The sequence below is a fragment of the Chthoniobacterales bacterium genome (assembly GCA_036569045.1).
Lineage (GTDB): Bacteria > Verrucomicrobiota > Verrucomicrobiia > Chthoniobacterales > JAATET01 > JAATET01.
Map to the genome: position 1 here is coordinate 1 of DATCRI010000066.1, position 18031 is coordinate 18031.

The window sequence follows — 18031 nt, forward strand, 5'->3', positions numbered from 1 at the left end:
GCCCGAGGAGAAACCGCCGGACGCCCCGCCCCCGGAGGCGCCCGCGCTCGGCACAAACCTCGTTGGCGAAGACAGCGGCCTTGGCCTCGTGGCCGGCGCCGGCAATGGCTTTGGAAACGGCATCGGCGGCAAGGGCGGCAACGGCAGCAAATACGGCTACTACGCCGGGCAGGTGCAGCGTTCCGTCGTCGCCGCTCTCAAGGCAAACAAGGCCACCCGCAGCGCCGCGCTCACGCTGCAGGTGCGCGTCTGGGCCGATTCCACGGGCCGCGTCGTCAGGGCGTCGCTCGCAGGTTCGTCCGGCAATGCCGCGACCGACGCCGCCATTCGCGACCAGGTTCTCACCGGCCTCCAGCTCCCCGCGGCGCCGCCCGAGGGCATGCCCATGCCCATCGTGATGCGCATCACCGCCAAGCGCCCCCGTTAATTCCATCGTCCACGATCCGACTCTCATGACCCGTCACGCCACCAGCCGCCTGCTCCGACGAGGAAGCGCGCTCTTCTTTTTTCCCCTGCTTGGGGCCTTCGCGCAATCCACCGACTCGCCGGCGGAACTCATCTCGCCGGCGCTCGCTGCGAACAACGCAACCTCGTCCTCCGCGGATCCGAACGCCTGGTCCGCCCTGCCGCGTGCCGAGACCGCGCCGAAGTCGGAAGCCCCGGTGAAACCCGAGACGCAGCCCGCTCCTGCCGCGAACCCGCCCCCGGCGCCCGCGACGGACGCCATGCCGACGAGCGACGCGGAGCTCGCCGCCTCCACCGGCGGTCCCGAGCTGCTGCCCCCGGGAGTCCAGGCCTCGGGAGGCGGCGCCGCGCCCCTGCCGAACACCCCATCGCAGAACGTCACGATCAATCTCATCAATCGTCTCGTGCAAAAGGGCGTCCTCTCGAAGGAAGACGCCGCCGATCTCATCACGCAGGCCGAGGCGGACGCCCAGCAGGCGCAGGCGCAGGCGGCTGCCGCGCAGGAGGCGGTCGCCGCCGCGACTCTCGCCGCGCAGCAGGCCACGGCCGCCACGCCGCCCCCGCCCGCCGACGACGGCAGCGTGCGCGTGACCTACATCCCCTCCATCGTGAAGTCGCAGATCAGCGACCAGGTGAAGGATGAAGTGATGGCCCAGGCTCGCGCCGAAGGCTGGGCTGCGCCGAAGCTCATCCCGAGCTGGCTGCCAAACTTCAAGCCCTTCGCCGACATTCGCGTGCGTTACGAGGGCGTTTATTTCCCCGATGGCAACGACGCCACCGGCGCGTTCCCAAATTTCAACGCCATCAATACCGGCGCGCCGTTCAACGTCGCCGGCGACCAGTTCTCGCCGCAGCTCAACGTCGACCAGGATCGCAATCGCCTGCGCCTGCGCGCGCGCTTCGGCGCCGATCTGAACCTCGGCGAGGGCTTCACCTCTGGCGTGCGCGTCGCCACCGGCCAGGACAACTCGCCCGTCTCGACGAACCAGAGCATGGGCCTGCCCTACAACGGCCAGGGCGGCAACTTCAGCAAATACGCCATCTGGCTCGACCGCGCGTTCATCAAATACGAAGTTGGCGGCCAGCCGACGAAGAATCTCGCGCTCACCGTGGGTCGCTTCGACAACCCGTTCTTCTCGACATCGCAGATCGTCTGGGATGACGACCTCGGCTTCGACGGCGTGGCGTTGCAGGCGAAATACGAGGTCGTGCGCGGCTTCACGCCGTTCCTCGCGGGCGGCGTTTTCCCGGTCTACAACACCGACTTCAACTTCTCCTCCAACCAGCCGCAGAAGTTCAAGAGCTACGACAAATGGCTCTACGGCATCCAGGGCGGCTTCGACTGGAAGATCACGAAGGACCTCCAGTTCAAGATGGGCGTCGCGTATTACTACTTCGACAACATCGAGGGCAAACTCAGCTCGCCCTACACGCCGCAAAACGCCAGCGATGCCGGCGACACCGATGCGAGCCGCCCGTCCTTCGCGCAGAAAGGCAACACCTACATGGCGCTGCGCAACATCGTGCCCGACGCCAGCAACGACTACGGCACCACGAACCAGTGGCAGTATTACGGCCTCGCCACGCCGTTCCGGAACCTCGATCTCAACTTCAAACTCGATTACAAGATCTTCGAGCCCTACGTGATCTCCGTTTCCGGCGAGTGGGTGCAGAACACGGCGTTCAATGCCGGCGACATTGGCCAGAAAGCGGTGAACAACCGCGGCGCGCAGGACGACAACCTCTCCGACTCGATCGGCGACTTCGTCGGCGGCGACACTGCGTGGATCGTCCAGATGCAGGTGGGATCCGCCGATCTCGGCAAGCGCTGGGACTGGCAGATCTTCGGCGGCTACCGCTACGTCGAGAGCGATTCCGTCGTCGACGGCTTCAACGACTCCGACTTCGGCGGCGGCGGCACGAACATGAAGGGCTACACGATCGGCGGCAACCTCGCCCTCTCGAAGAACGTCTACCTCGGCATCCGCTACCTCAGCGCCACCAGCATCGCCGGTCCGCCGCTCAAGGAAGACATCGTCCAGTTCGACCTCAACGCCAAATTCTAAGCGCCATGCTCTCCAAGTTTCGCATTCTCGTCCTCATTCTCGCGCTGCCGGCCGCGCTCCACGCCGCCGGCGACGAGGATCCGCAGGTCGCCATCAACGCCAAGCTCCGCGAAGGCCTTCGCAACATGACGCTGCAGCTCCGCGACGCGCAGGGCCAGGTCGCCACGATGACCGCGACCCACGCGCAGGATGAGGCCACGATCAAGGACCTCACCGCAAAGCTCGACAAACTCACGAAGCAAAGCGCCGCCGACAAGGCCTCCGCGGACAAGACCATTGCCGACTACGAGGCGAAGTTCGCCGCGCAGGACACCCGCAACGCGAAGCAGGTCGAGGCCCTCGCCGCCTGGAAGAAGGGCTACAACGAGCTCCTCGCCAAGGCGAAGGAGATCGACGCCCGGCGCGCCGAACTCGCCCAGCAGAAGATCCTCGCCGATCGCAGGATTGCCGACCTCGAGCGCCGCAACCTCGCCCTCTACGACCTCGGCAAGGAGATCCTCCACCGCTACGAGCGCTACGGCCTCGGCGACGCCATCCTCGCCCGCGAGCCCTTTGTGGGCGTCAGCAAGGTCAAATTCGAAAACTATATCCAGGATAACGCCGACAAGCTTGCCGACCAGAAAGCCAAACCATGAAAAAGCCCCTTTTCCTCCTGCTCACCGCCGCCACGTTCAGCACCGCCATCGCCGCCGACAATGCGCCCATCGCGCAGGTCGGCGACTCCGAGATCACCGCCGCCGACCTGCGTCCCTATCTCGAGAACCTGACTCCTGCCGAGGAATCCGCCGTCGCGAAGGACCCCGCCGCGCTCAACCAGTTCCTGCGCACCCTCATCGTCCAGAGGCTCCTGTTGAAAGAGGCCCTCGCCGCGAAGTGGGATCAGCAGCCCGACGTCGCCGCCGCGCTCCAGAAGCTTCGCGACAACGCCATCGCGCAGAGCTACCTCGCCTCCGCGGCCAAGGTGCCCGCCGACTATCCCAGCGAAGCGCAGGTCCAGGCCGCCTACGACGCGAACAGGGACGCCCTGCTCGTGCCGAAGCAGATCCGCCTCGCGCAGATATTCATTGCCGCGCCGAAAGACGCCGCGGCTCCCGCAAAGCTCGCCACGGTGACTGCCGCCCTGAAAGCACCGAAGGCCGACTTCGCGAAAATTGCTACCGAGAACAGTGACGAAGCCGCCAGCGCCGCCAAGGGAGGCGACATCGGCTGGCTTACCGAGGCGCAGATCCAGCCCGGGATCCGCGCTGCTGCGATCGCGCTCAAGAAGGGCGCCGTCTCGGCGCCGATCCGTCTCGACGACGGCTGGCACATTCTCCGCATGGTCGACGTGAAGGAGGCCTACACCGCCACCCTGCCCGAGGTGAAGGACGCGCTCGTTCGCCGTCTTCGCGAGCAGAAGGCCCGGGAGCTCAGCCAGGATTACGTCGCCAACCTGCTCGAAAAGAACCCGGTCGCGATCAACGAAATCGCCGTCTCGAAGCTCATGGAAAAGCCAGCCAACTAGGCGGGCCTTTCCCTTTTCGATCCCGGACTCCCGGGATCGAATGTGACGAAAAGTTCACGCACCGTCCGTTGTTCCGCGGAGGGGCCTCCGATTCTCTGGATCGCTTTCGATCCGAATCGCCGTTTGCCCATGTTCCGTGTCATTTGTTCAGCCGTCGCCGTTGCCTTTGCGGTCGCCATGACTGCTTTTGCCGGTGACATCCTGCGTGGCGGCGGCGCGTTGAACAAATCGTCGGCCCGCACGGCGAATTCCGGCGCCAGCGCAGGCGCCGATGCCGCGGCGACGGCGCGGACCAATGCGCGCGACCGCCTGGCCCGCACGAACGCGGCGCTCGACGCGATGAAGGCGATGCAGAAGGCCGCGCGGCAGGCGGCGTCAGCCACCCGGAGCGGCGGCGGATTGAAGGATCCGGCGCACCCTGGCCGCACCCTGCCCGCCGTGCGCGACGGCCTCGGCCGGAATGGCCTGCAGGTCGCGAATGGCGTGCCGAAGAATCTCGCGAAGCCAAGGAAGGGTGAAGATCCGGGGCTGTGGATCGGAGCCGATCTGCCGACGGAGAGCCGCAGCGGCGGGAAGGTGAACGTGACGATCGTCCAGCAGCAGCAGCAGGCGTTGCTGAACTGGCGGAAGTTCGATATCGGCGAGAAGACGACGCTCACCTTCGACCAGAGCAAGGGCGGTCGCGACACGTCGAAGTGGATCGCCTTCAACAAGGTGAACGACCCCTCCGGGCGCCCGTCGCAGATCCTTGGGTCCATCAAGGCCGACGGCCAGGTCTACGTCATCAACCAGAACGGCATCATCTTCGGCGGCGCCAGCCAGGTGAATACCCGCGCGCTCACGGCCTCCGCCTTGCCGATCAACGACAACCTCATCGCCTCCGGCGTGCTCGACAATCCGTCCGGCGAATTCCTCTTCAACTACCAGCGCACCGAGAATCTTCTCTCGACTCTCAGCGCGACGACGCCGTCGGCCACCTTCGCCAACGTCCTCTCGCCCGACACCGCCCCGCAGGTGCAGGTGAGCGTGCGGGAGAACGCCCGCGTGACGGACATCACGCTCGTGCCGGGCGAGGACTACACGCTCAGCGTGGACAAGCAACGGCGCACGACGATCACGCTCACCGATGCCGGCATCGCGAAGGCTTTCCCGATCGGCGCGAACACATCCACCGAGCGACTCGTCGCGACCTTCGGCGCGCTCACGGGAGACGTCGAAGTCCGGCGCGGCGCCGTGATCACCAGCCCGACCTCCGCGGATAACGTCGGCGGTCGTGTCATCCTCGCCGGCGCGAACGTCCAGAATCGCGGCACGATCGAGTCACCGGACGGCCAGACGATCCTTGCCGCCGGCCTGCAGGTGGGCTTCCAGGCGCACTCGGGCGACGATCCCAGCCTGCGCGGCCTCGATACCTACATCGGCGCGGTGATCGATCCGACCGCAACCGCCCGGCGCAGCGCCGGGCGGGCGCGCAACACCGGCCTCGTCGACGCGCCTCGCGGCAACATCACGATGGCCGGCTCCCGGGTGCGGCAGGATGGCTTCCTCGAGAGCTCGACGTCGGTCGAACTCAACGGCCGCATCGACCTGCTCGCGAACTACGACACGATCGGCAATCCCGTCTTCGAGGAAGGCAGCGCGACGGCGAAGGGCACGCTCTTCATCCCGCGCTCGACCGGCACTGTCTCGCTCGGCCGCAAGAGCGTGATGCGGATCCTGCCCGAGTATGACAGCGACGCCACGCGCATCGGCACCACGCTCGCGCTCGCGTCGCACGTCGAGATCCAGGGCGGAGCGATCCACTTCGGCCGCGATACTATCCTGCAGGCTCCGAATGCCGAGGTCGTCGTCAAGGCCGGCGAGTGGCTCTACACGGAGCCCGTGAATGCCGCGGCCTCGCCGCAATCGCAGTTCGTCTACACGAACGGGCAGATCTACGTGGACCGCAACGCGCTCGTCGACGTCTCCGGCACGGCCGACGCCTTCGCCCCGCTTTCCGAAAACATCCTCACGCTCGGCCTGCGTGGCGCGGAGTTCGCCGACTCGCCGCTCCAGCGCGACGGTCCGTTCCGCCAGAGCGATGCGAACCAGGTCGAGGTGACCGTCGATATCCGGAAATCGGGCTCCTACAACGGCCGCGACTGGGTCGGCACGCCGCTGGCGGACGTCACGGGCTTTGCAAACCTCATCGAGCGCAACGTCGGCGAACTCACGAAGGACGGCGGCAGTGTCACGCTGAACGCGGGCAACTCCGTGGTGCTCCAGCGAGGGTCGACGATCGACGTTTCCGGCGGCTATCTGAATTACGAAGGTGGCTTCGTGGAGACGACGCGAGTGACCGCCGGCAGCCAGATCATCGACATCGCCGACGCCACGCCCGACCTCGTCTACGACGGCGTTTACGGCACGGGCTTCACGAAGTCGCATCCGAAATGGGGCATCACCGAGACGTATGGAAATCCCTTCACGTTCTCGAATCGCCACTACGAGAGCGCCTACGTCTCCGGCGGCGCGGGTGGCTCGATCAGCATCAAGGCGCCGACGATGGCTGTGGATGGCAACCTGCGCGGCCAGACGGTGGCGGGCCCGCGTCAGCTGCGCGACTCCTCCGGCCACACCGACCTTCCGGAGGCGAGCAAGCTGCGCTTCGAGTTCAGTGGCGAGCAGCTCATCGATGTCGCCGGGACGATCCTGCCGCAGATCGCGTCGCCGCGCCCGCCGAAGGTGATTTTCGATCCGAACGTCAGCCTGCCCGAGCAATCGGAATTCGCGCTGGATGATGCGAGAAAGCCGCTGCCGCTCGACCGCGCGCGCCGGAAGGAAGTCGTGTTCTCATCCGACCTCGTGAATCACGACGGCTTTGGCTCGCTCACCGTGGTGAATCCGGAAGGCGCTATCGTGGTGAACGAAGGCGTGACGATGGAGACGACGCCCGGCGGCGTCATCGACTTCGAGGGAGCGCGCATCGACATCCGCGGCGATCTCGTCGCGCCCGGCGGCGACCTCAGCTTCACCGCCTACCAGGTGTCGCCTTACGAGTTCGACCGGCTGCAAAAATACGCCACGCCGGAAACCGGACCCGAATATCAGCTCACCCAGCTGTTTCCCGGTCTGAAGGAATCGGCGGGCCGCTTCTTCCTGCGCTCCGGCGCGCGGCTCGACACGGCGGGTCTCGTCGTCGACCAGCGATTCACGACGGAGGATCCCTTCTCGCTCCCGCTCCAGCGCAATGGCGGCCGCGTGACCATTGCCGCGTTCGAGGCCGCGCTCGCGCCGGGCAGTGTCGTCGACGTCTCGGGAGGCATCGAGGTGAGCCCGCAGGCGAAGGTGGCCTACGGCGACGCGGGTTCGATCACGATTCTCGCCGGCCGCGACCCCGGCAAGCGCGGCGAGGCGATCGGCTCCTACAAGACCGGCACGGAACCCATCGCCGGGGGCAAACTCACGCTCGGCGGCGAGTTGCGCGGCTATTCCGGCGCCGCCGGCGGCTCGCTCGCCGTGCAGGCCATGCGCGTTCGCGTCGCCTCGGAGGCGGACAATTCTTCGCGCACGTTCGACGTGACACCGGACTTCTTCAATCGTGGCGGCTTCACGAGCTTCTCCCTCACGGGCATCGGCTCCGCAATCCAGCGTCCGGATCCCTTCGCCGGCGACGCGCGCCTGCCCGCGGAGGTCGCGCTCCGCGACATTCCCGAGAATCGCTTTGCGCCCGGGCTGACGATCGAGTCCGACCTCTGGCTCAAACCGCGCGTGACGAGCTGGCTGGCCCGCCCCGTGGGCGCGGATGGCCTGACGATCGAGGACACCATCCTGTCCGAAGGGGAACGCGCGCCCGTCAGCCTCGCGTTCCAGGCGAAGGGCTCCGGCAGCTATCTCAACGTGAAGCGCTTCGTGCGCGGCGACCTCGAGATGGGCGAAGGCTCGCTTCTGCAGGTCGGCCCCGCCGGCAGCGTGACCCTCGCGGGCGATACCGTTTCCGTGCTCGGTTCGGTCGACGCGCCCGGCGGATCCATCACCGTGAAGGGCGGCAGTCGCTGGCCGAAGGTCGTGCAGGGCGAAGTCGTCAACGAGGCCGCGCGAGCGACCGTTTATATCGGCGCGGAGAGCCGTCTCAATGCCGCCGGCACGATTCTGCCAACGCCCGATCCGTTCGGTCACCGCAAGGGCTCCGTTCTTTCCGGCGGCACCATCGCCGTCTCCGGAAACGTGATCGCCGAGCCCGGCTCGCTGATGGATGTCTCCGGCACGAGCGGCGTGCTCGACCTCGAGCCTGGCGAAGTCGACTTCGCGGCGCAGGTCGTTCCGGTCACCAGCGGTCTCACGACGCCGCTCTTCAGCCGCATGACCGTTCCCACCCTGCTCGAAAGCGACGCCGGCAGCATCACGCTCGAGGGCTCGGAAATGCTCTTCGTCGAGTCCCGCCTGCTCGGCAACGCGGGCGGCCCGACCGCCCAGGGCGGCACGCTGGCGGTTTCCTCCGGACGTTTCTACGCGCCAAACGAAGAGACGCTCCCGACCGATATCAATCTCACCGTTCGCCAGAGCGGAGGCATGCTGCCCGACCTCGTTCCCCAGCCGGAGCCCAAGGGCGAAGATGGCGTTAGGCCCCCGGCGAAGGAAAATGCGCCGCTTGTCGCGGATGTCCGGGGCATCGGCTCTCGCGTGCTGCGTCCGGATGGCACGCCGGTCGCCGCGCGCGGCTATTTCGAGGCGGATCGCTTCACCGAGGGTGGTTTCGACACGCTGGAACTCGGCGGCAACGTGCGTTTCTCCGGCGACGTGACGATCGCCGCGCGACAGGCTCTGACCGTGGCCACCGGCGGCATCCTCGTGGCTGACGGGGACGTGAAGCTGAAGGCGCCCTATGTGGCGCTTGGCCGGCCGTTCACCGGGCCGCTGCGTCCGGAGGATCCCCGCATCACCGATCCCTTCGAGGCGAACCGTCCGTTCTACTTCGGCCTGCGCCGCGGCCACGGCAGCCTCACCGTCCAGGCCAGCCTCATCGACATCGGCAACCTCGCGGTGCGCGGTGTTCATCGCACCGACCTGCTGGCGCCGAATGGCGACATTCGCGGGCAGGGCGAGTTCGCCGTGCCCGGCAAGCTGAACATCGTCGCCGGCCAGGTCTATCCCGTTTCGGGCGCCACGTTCACGATCGAGGCCTTCGACTACCGCCTCGCGCCGCTCCCGCAGGACCAGGAGAAGCCGTTCACGAGATCGCAGCTCCGCCTGCATCGCGGTTCGATCACGATCACCGGCTCGGGCGACCGGCCGCTGCCGCTCTCGGCCGGCGGCACGCTGAACCTCTACGCGAGCGAGATCATCCAGGGGGGCGTCCTGCGCGCGCCGCTGGGCTCGATCAATCTCGGCTGGGACGGCACCGGCGATGCGCCGACGAGCAACATCGTCGGATCGAACACCAGCGCGCAGGGCAAGCCCACGGCCTCGGACGTGCCGATCGCCCGCCGCCTCTTCCTCACGCCCGGCAGCGAGACCTCCGTTTCCGCCGTGGATGCCCACACCGGCGGCATTACGATTCCCTACGGCATCGTGACGAATTCCGATTCGTGGATCGATCCGCGCGGTATCGACATCAGCGTCTCGGGCGGCCCGTCGAAATCCGTCCGCCTCTCGGCCCGTCGCCTGAACGCGGGCGGCGGTGCAACGATCGACATCAGCGGCGGCGGCGACCTCCTCGCGTATCGGTGGGTGCCCGGGATCGGCGGCTCGCGGGACATTCTCGCGTCGGACAGCAGCTTTGCGGTCGTCCCCAGCTATCGCTCGAATTTCATGCCTTACGCGCCGTTCAACCAGACCGACGCCGCGCAGGGCACCTTCGATCCCACCTTTGGTCAGGGCGACACGCCGATGACCGGCTACGCGAATTCCCGTCTAAGCGTCGGCGATCGCGTCCATCTCGGAGCCAGCGCGGGTCTGCCCGAGGGTGACTACACGCTGCTCCCGGCCCGCTACGCGCTGCTGCCCGGCGCGTTCCTCGTCACGCCGCAATCCGGCGCCGCGATTGGCTCGATCGCCATGCCCGACGGCTCGAGCCTTGTCTCCGGCTACCGCTTCAACAGCCTCAATGCCGCCAGCCAGGCCGGCGAACGGCTTGCGCGATTCGAGGTTGCCCCTGCGGATGTCGTCGGCGCTCGCGCCACCTACGAAGTCTTCTCCGCGAACAGCTTCATGCGCCGCAAGGCTCGCGAAGTCGAAGCCGCCGTGCCGCGCCTGCCGCGCGACGCAGGCCACCTCGTGTTCCATGCTCAGGACAATCTCCGCCTGAACAGCACCGTGCGCTCGCTGGCGCAGAATGGCGGCCGCGGCGCCTCGATCGACATCAGCACCCCGCAGGACATTCTCGTTGTCGACCAGGCCCCCGCGAAGCGACCGGAAGATACGATCATCCTCACCTCCGGTCGTCTCTCGTCGCTCGGCGCGGAGAGCCTGCTGCTCGGCGGCGTCCGTTCCGAGCCCGGCGAAGACGGCACCGTCCTTACGGTCGCCACCGGCAACGTCACGCTCGAGAATTCGCGCATCGCGTTGCAGGGGCCTGAGGTCATCCTCGCCTCTCGCGAGTCCCTCACGCTCGCCCCGGGAGCGAAGGTCGCGCAATCGGGCATTCAGGTCGGGGAAGCCGAGCGCCTGCTCGTGGACGGTGACGGCCTGCTGCTGCGCGTCAGCAGCGACCCGGCTGCGGCCATCATGCGTTCGAATTTCACGCCGTCCGGCACGCCGGTCATGACGATTGCGAGCGGCGCATCCGTCTCGGGACGCAGCCTCATTCTCGATTCCAGTGCGGCCACGTCGCTCAGCCCCGGCGCCCGCCTGCAGGCCGATTACGTCACGCTCGACAGCGGCCAGATCACGCTTCGCCTCGACGAATTCGGCGTCGGTCCTTCGACCAACGGCCTCGTCCTCGCGGGAACGGCGCTGCGCGATTTGCAGGGCGTCGAAGGCCTCAAGCTGCTCAGCTACTCGTCGATCGACATCGTTGGCTCCGGTCGTTTCTCGATCGACGGCACCCTCGAGCTTCACGCCGGCGAGATTCGCGGATTCGACCAGGCCGGCGGGCGCGCGGCCTTCTCGGCGGGCAGCATCATCCTCGACAATGCCGGCGGCGCGACCAGTCCGGGTGCCGACACCGAAACCTCGGGCCGGCTCACGTTCTCCGCGGACACGATCAGGATCGGCCGCGGTCGCCTTGCGATCGACAACTACGATTCCGTCACCCTCGAGGCTGCCTCGAGCCTGCGATTCATCGGCGATTCCCGGCTCCGCGTGCAGGGCGACCTGCTCGCACTCACACCGCTCGTCACCGGCGACAGCGCGACGACGAGTTCCGTGCGCGCGGGCGGCGAGTTGCGCGTGCTCTCCAACGCGCTGGCGGACGAATCCAGCATGAAGCCGGGCATCGGCGCGAGCCTCTCGCTCCAGGGCTCCGGCGTCACGGTGACGGGCGACATCCTGCTGCCGAGTGGCGGCATCACCCTGCGCGCCACCGAGGGCGATGTGAACGTGGGAGGTCGCCTCGACGTCGGCGGCGCGGAGATTGCGACGTTCGATCGCGTCACCTACACGAGCGCTGGCCAGATCACGCTCGACGCCCTCGCCGGCGACGTGAAGGTCGCTTCGACCGCCACGCTCGCGCTCGCCGCGCAGCGCCGGGCTGGCGACGCGGGCACGCTCGCGATTCGCGTCCCGCAGGGCGACGTCGCGCTCGACGGCACCCTTCTCGGCACGGGAGGCCATCGCGGCGCGAGCGGCAGCTTCCTGCTCGATGTCCAGAAAGCCGGCGGTCTGGCCGCGCTGAACACCCGGCTCGACGATGCCGGCTTCTTCGAGCGCCGCTCGTTCCGCGTGCGCGAGGGCGATGTCGATCTCGGCGGCGAAATCCGCGCACACCGCTTCGATCTGTCGGCCGACTCCGGCTCGATCACGGTCAACGGTCGCATCGATGCTTCCGGCGACACGGGCGGTCTCATTCGCCTGCAGGCCTACGGCGATCTCGTGCTGGGCTCCAATGCGGAGCTCACTGTCGCGGGCGTGAATTTCGACTCGGCGGGCAAGGGCGGCTCGATCCTCCTCGAGGCCGGTGCCCAGAAGGACGGTGCGGCCGGTCCGGGCATTCTCCAGATTCGCGAAGGCTCCGATCTCGATCTCTCGGTCGCCGCCGCCAATGCGAGCAGCGAGAGTGTCGGCCAGTTCCAGGGCCTGCTGCATCTGCGCGCGCCCCGCACGGCCTCGAACGACGATGTGCAGATCGCCCCGATCGCCGGCACGATCCACGGCGCGTCGCACATCCTCGTGGAAGGCTACAAGCTCTACGACCTGAACGACTCGCTCGTGGCGAACTCTCCCGGCACGATCACCGATGCCGTCACCGGCGTGCGCAAGAAGATCAAGGACGATGCCATTGCCTTCCTCGGCGATGCCGGGGTCGCCTCCGCCGGCTACGACGCGATGCTCGCCCGCATCCTCGAAGACAGGCCCGGTCTCGATTCCATCCTGAGCATCCGCCCGGGTGTGGAGATCATCAACCGCCGCGGCAATCTTACGCTCGGCTCGCAGGGCTCCGCGGCGTCGAACGACTGGAATCTCGCGTCCTATCGCTTCGGTCCGAAGAGCGTGCCCGGCGTCCTCACGCTGCGCGCCTCCGGCGACATCGTGATGTTCAACGCCATCCAGGACGGCTTTGCCATCGACGACACCCGTCCGGCGCTCTCGTTCCTCGCGCCGTTGCTCGACTCGAACCCCGCGCTGCCCGCGAATTCCCAATCGTGGTCGATCCGTCTCACCGCCGGCGGTGACCTCACCGCGGCGGACTTCGCGCAGGTGCTCCCCATCTCGAGCCTCGGCAAGAACCTCGGATCCCTGCGTCTCGGCAAGAACGCCCCCGACGGCGGCGTCTCGAATCCCTCGGGCAACTTCGCCGTCACGCTCAGCGCGATTCTCGGCGTCACCACGCAGTCGGCAAATCCTGCCTCCATCAGCAATTTCGTCGCCCAGAATGCGCAGTCCCGCTACCAGGTCATCCGCACCGGCAGTGGCGACATCGAGATCGCCGCCGGTCGCGACGTGCAGCTCCTCAACCAGTTCGCGACGATCTACACCGCCGGCACGCTGGTCGACGACCCCACCCTCGGCGGCAGGTTCCAGCTCCCGCAGCTCGGTTTCAGCTCCTCGGGATCGGGCCTGGGCGAAGTCGTCCTCACGCCTCCGTATCCCGTCCAATACTCGCTCGGCGGCGGCAATGTCTCGATCACGGCAGGCGGCGACATCGCGCACTTCCTCCGCACATCGGCCGGCGTGATTACCGACGACTCCTCGCGCCAGCTCCCGATGAACTGGCTGTATCGCCGCGGCTACGTCGATCTGTCGACGGGCGAATTCGGCGCGTCGTCGAAGGGCGAGATCGCCTCGACGACCTGGTGGATCGACTTCTCGAACTTCTTCGAAGGCATCGGCGCGCTTGGCGGCGGCAACGTGAGCCTGCTCGCTGGCCGCGACGTCCGCAACGTCGATGCCGTGGCCCCGACGAATGCCCGCATGCCCATGGGATCACCGGACGAATCCCATCTCGTCGAGCTCGGCGGCGGCGACATCCTCGTGGACGCCGGCCGCGAGATCAACGGGGGCGTCTTCTATGTCGAACGCGGCGAAGGCACGCTCATCGCCGGAGATTCCATCACGACGAACGCCACGCGTTCGCCCTCGCAGACGATCCTCACGAACTCCGAACCGCTGCCCGAGCAGACGTGGCTGCCGACCACGCTGTTCCTCGGCAAGGGCAGCTTCGACATCTCGGCCCGCGGCGACATCCTGCTCGGTCCCGTGGCGAATCCGTTCCTGCTGCCGCAGGGCATCAACAACGCGCCCCGCTACAAGACCTGGTTCTCGACCTACGCGCCGTCCGATTCCGTCGACGTCCTCTCGCTCGGCGGAGCGATCAGCCTTCGCACGGAATCTGTCATCCAGGGCGGTGGCGCCGAGCCTCTGCTCTACCAGTGGCTGAATCGCGTGCTCCGGTTCAATACCGACAACCCCTCGAACTCTCAGCCGTGGCTGCGGCTTGTCGAGACCGACGTCACCTCGTTCCAGGGCGTCGCCGCCCTCATGCCCGGCGCGCTGCGGCTCGCCGCGCCGTCCGGCGATGTGAACCTCGTCGGCAACATCACGCTCTCGCCCGCCTCCAAGGGCACGCTCGACATCGTGGCCGGTGGCTCGATCAACGGCCTCCAGCCGAACGGCGTGAACTCGCTCGGCCTCACCACGTGGTATTCGTCGCAGATCAACGTCTCCGACGCCTCGCCGAGCTCCGTTCCCGGTCCGGCCCGGCCGTTCGCCTACCAGACGCTCGTCGCGAACGAGACCACCGCCCGCCGCAGCGGCACGGACTTCCTGAACTTCGTCGACATCCTGTTTGAGGAAAGCGGCGCGGTGAATGCCGTGCTCGCAACCAAGCAGGCCCTGCACAGCCCCGGCCTGCATGCGGAGGACGAGGAACCGTTGCGTCTCTACGCCGCGGAGGGCGACATCTCCGGTCTCACGCTCTTCTCGCCAAAGCGCGCCCGCATCATCGCGAAGCGCGACATCAGCGACATCTCGTTCTACATCCAGAATCTCGCAGCGACGGATACCACGACGATCGCCGCTGGCCGCAACATCACCGCCTACAACGCGAACTCCCCGCTGCGTTCCGCGGCCTTTGCGACCGGAAACATCATCGCCGGCAGCATCGAGGATCAGGTCCCGCAGGCGGGCGACATCCAGGTGAGCGGTCCCGGCACGCTCGAAGTGCTCGCCGGCCGCAATCTCGATCTCGGCACTGGCGCGAGCAACGACGACGGCACCGCCACCGGCATCACCACGATCGGCAACCGCCGCAACCCCTACCTGCCCTTCGACGGCGCGAGCGTCGAGATCGCCGCCGGCATCGGCAAGGCGACCAGCCTGCTCGACTCCGCCCTCGATTTCGCGGGATTCCTCGACGCCTATGCCGACGACGAACGTTTCGCGGCCATTGTAGCCGAGATGACCGCTGCTTCGGACACGCCGGCGGCAACGCTGGAAGACCTCACGCCCGAGGAGCAAAGTCGCGCGGCCATCAAGTTCCTCTTCCGCGTGCTCAGCGACACCGCCCGCGATCGCGCGGATGCCGCCAGCCCGAACTACCTGCGCAGCTCCGCCTACGATCCCGGCTACGAGGCGATCGCGACGCTCTTCAACGCTCGCAAATGGCGCGGTGACGTGTTCGCGCAAGGCCGCGACATTCGCACGCGCAACGGTGGCGACATCTCCATCCTCGTCCCCGGCGGCAACCTCCGTCTGGCCGACGTCGTGATCGGCAATCCCGAGATTCCGCCCGGCATCATTACCGAGACCGGTGGCGACATCGACATTCTCACCGACCAGGACGTGAGCCTCGGCGTCGGCCGTATTTTCACGCTTCGCGGCGGCGACATGGTGATCTGGTCGTCCACCGGCGACATCGCGGCCGGCGCGGCCTCCCGCACCGTGGCCAGCGCGCCCCCGGCCCGCGTGATCCTCGATCCGCAAAGCGCCGCCCTCGAGACCGATCTCGCCGGCCTCTCCACGGGTGGCGGCATCGGCGCCCTCGCGACGGTGGCGGGGGTGGCGCCGTCGAACATCGACCTCATTGCGCCGGTCGGCACCGTCGACGCGGGGGACGCGGGCATCCGCGCGTCGGGCAACATCACGATCGCCGCCGATACGGTCCTCAATGCGAGCAACATTGCGGCCGCCGGCACGGTCTCGGGTCCGCCTTCCGCGCCGACCGTCGCTGCTCCGAACATCGCCGGACTGACTTCGGCCTCGAACACCGCCGGCGCGGCCAATGCCGCGGCGAACAGCGTGGCGAATCAGGCGCGCAACCCGGCGCAGAGCGAGGAAGCCCCGTCCGACTTCACGGTCGAGGTGCTCGGCTACGGCGGCGAAGGCTGATTGCCCGGACCGCAGGAAAAGGCCCCGCGTCGTGCGGGGCGAAAGGAGGGAGCCGGCCCCTAGCGGGGAATCCGGCCCGAATACTGGTAGGAGTAGGCGGGAACGACGCTTTCGCCCGGGAAGATCTGGTAGCGCAGCGTGAAGCGGCCGCGCTTGCCGGAGGTGAGGGTGCCGGTGGCGCGGCCGGTGAGGTCGCCGAGCCTGTAGGCGCCGCTGAACGTGATGCGCCGGAGCGTCGCGGTGTAAAGGCCTTCGAAGCGCTTTTCGTCGAGAATGCCCGGGGCGAGGTATTTTCCGTGCACGACGCCGCCGGCGTTGAAGAAAAATGTGTTGCCGATCTCGATCTCGCGTTTGCCCCCCTTGATGGTCGCCTTGATGACGAGGCGGGCGGCGGTGCGGTGACTGGTCGAAATGCGGGCCCGCGAGGTGCCGAGGTGCTGCTCCCCGGAGTCGAGGGTGACCTCCGATCCACCCTGGAAGCGGCCCCGGAACTTGGACAGATCCACGGTGTTGGGAATGGGCGTCGGCTCCGGGGTCGGCGTGGGTGTCGGGTCCGCGGCGCGCACGTTCGCCAGCCCCGCGAGGGCAAGGAGGACTGTGCACGAGAGACGACCGGACCAGGGCATGAGTTGTGAACGCTAGCGCCCGGGTGACCCGTCGCAAGGCGGACAATGTGTCAATTCCGTGACGTTGCGGAAAGGTCGGCCCCGCCGCGCCGGGTGGCGATGAACGCCATGAGGTCGTCGCGCATTTCCATGCCGCGCGCGAAATAGTTGTCGTCGGCGATGCGGTTCGTCGTTTCGCCGGGATCGCTGGCGAGATCGAAGAGCACGTCGGGGCCTTTTTCGCCGAAGGTCAGGTATTTCAGATTCCCCCGCTTGAGCATGAATTCGTCGAGGTCGAGCTGGCAGAAGGTGTCGTTGAGCCAGCCTTCCCGGCGGCCTTCGAGCAGCGGCACGAGACTGCGGGCGTCGAGATCGTCGGGCGTGTCGAGGCCGGCCACCGCGCAGAGCGTGGGGAAGAGGTCGATCGTGCTGACGTTTTCCCGGCGGCGGGCGGCGGGCCAGAGATCCGGCGCGCGGAGGAAGAGCGGCACGCGGGCGCTGCCTTCGTAGAAGCGGCGTTTCTCCCACAGCGCGTGCTCGCCGAGCATGTCGCCGTGGTCGGACAGGCCGACGATGAGCCAGTCGTCGAGGTTCTGGCCGTGGCTCTCGAGCGCGGCGAGCACGCGGCCGAATTCCTGGTCCGTTTTCTCGACGAGCGCGTAGTAGGCGGCGGTGGCGTTGCGGACCTGCGCGGGCGTGACCTGCTCGCCGCAGGGCAGCGCGTTGCGGCCGAGGACGGGGTGCCACGGCGCCTCTTCGCGCAGGCGGGGACGCACGATGTCGTGGTAATGGGCGAAGAGATCGGCGTCGGCGAGCAGCGGAAAATGCGGTTGCTGGAGGCTGACCATGAGCAGCAGCGGCGGGATGTCCGCCGTGCGGCGATACATGCCCTCGAAGTGCATGCGAAGGAAGTCGATCGCGCCGTCGACGGTGTGGCGGTCGTGCAGCGAGAGCGGGGACGTGCCAGGGCCGGCGATCTCGAGTTCCTCGACGCCGCGCCACTTCAGCCGGCCGATCTGCTCCCGGCCCTCGGCGCCGAAGGTATTCGGCCATTGCACGGCCGTCTCGGCCCCGATGCGCTGGAGCCATCCCTGCATCTGGTCTGGCCCGCGGTGATGCAGCTTGCCGCAGGCGACGGTGAGGTAACCCGCCTCGGAAAACGTGCGGGCGAAGGTGCGCGCGCCGGGCGGGAGGTCCTCGCCGAAGCGCTCGCAGCCGGTGTGAAGCGGGTATTTGCCGGTGGCGATGCATTGCCGCGCGGGCACGCACACCGGCGACGGCGTGTAGGCGTTGTCGAAGACGACGGCGCCGCGGGCGAGGCGGTCGAGCGTGGGCGTGCGGGCGATGGGATTGCCCATGAAGCCCGGCAGGTCGAAGCGGAGCTCGTCCGCCATGAGGAGGAGGATATTCCGCGGCGACATGACGGA

7 protein-coding genes are annotated in these 18031 nt (G+C 67.6%); 5 read left to right on the plus strand and 2 right to left on the minus strand.

What is annotated here, in order from left to right; all coding sequences use genetic code 11:
- The 5 genes from VIM61_12540 to VIM61_12560 form a co-directional block, all read left to right on the plus strand.
- Positions 1-427 (plus strand): TonB family protein (locus tag VIM61_12540; protein ID HEY8901232.1); only part of this gene is annotated, 427 nt, incomplete at its 5' end.
- Between the two features lie 25 nt (positions 428-452).
- On the plus strand, positions 453-2531 hold the full coding sequence (locus tag VIM61_12545; GenBank protein ID HEY8901233.1) for a putative porin: 2079 nt from the start codon (positions 453-455) through the stop codon (positions 2529-2531).
- A gap of 5 nt (positions 2532-2536) precedes the next feature.
- Entirely contained in the window at positions 2537-3166 is a 630-nt protein-coding gene (locus tag VIM61_12550) for a hypothetical protein (protein HEY8901234.1), read from the plus strand.
- Entirely contained in the window at positions 3163-4035 is an 873-nt protein-coding gene (locus VIM61_12555) for a peptidylprolyl isomerase (GenBank protein ID HEY8901235.1), read from the plus strand. The genes VIM61_12550 and VIM61_12555 overlap by 4 nt, the downstream gene beginning before the upstream one ends.
- A 177-nt stretch (positions 4036-4212) precedes the next feature.
- Positions 4213-15999 (plus strand): filamentous hemagglutinin family protein, encoded by an 11787-nt coding sequence (locus VIM61_12560; GenBank protein HEY8901236.1) that lies wholly within the window; start codon positions 4213-4215, stop codon positions 15997-15999.
- A gap of 59 nt (positions 16000-16058) precedes the next feature.
- Here VIM61_12560 and VIM61_12565 read toward each other — a convergent pair whose 3' ends face one another.
- Together VIM61_12565 and VIM61_12570 are read right to left on the minus strand one after the other, a co-directional pair.
- Entirely contained in the window at positions 16059-16625 is a 567-nt protein-coding gene (locus VIM61_12565; GenBank protein HEY8901237.1) for a hypothetical protein, read from the minus strand.
- A gap of 50 nt (positions 16626-16675) precedes the next feature.
- Entirely contained in the window at positions 16676-18025 is a 1350-nt protein-coding gene (locus VIM61_12570; protein ID HEY8901238.1) for a sulfatase-like hydrolase/transferase, read from the minus strand.
- Positions 18026-18031 lie beyond the last annotated feature (6 nt).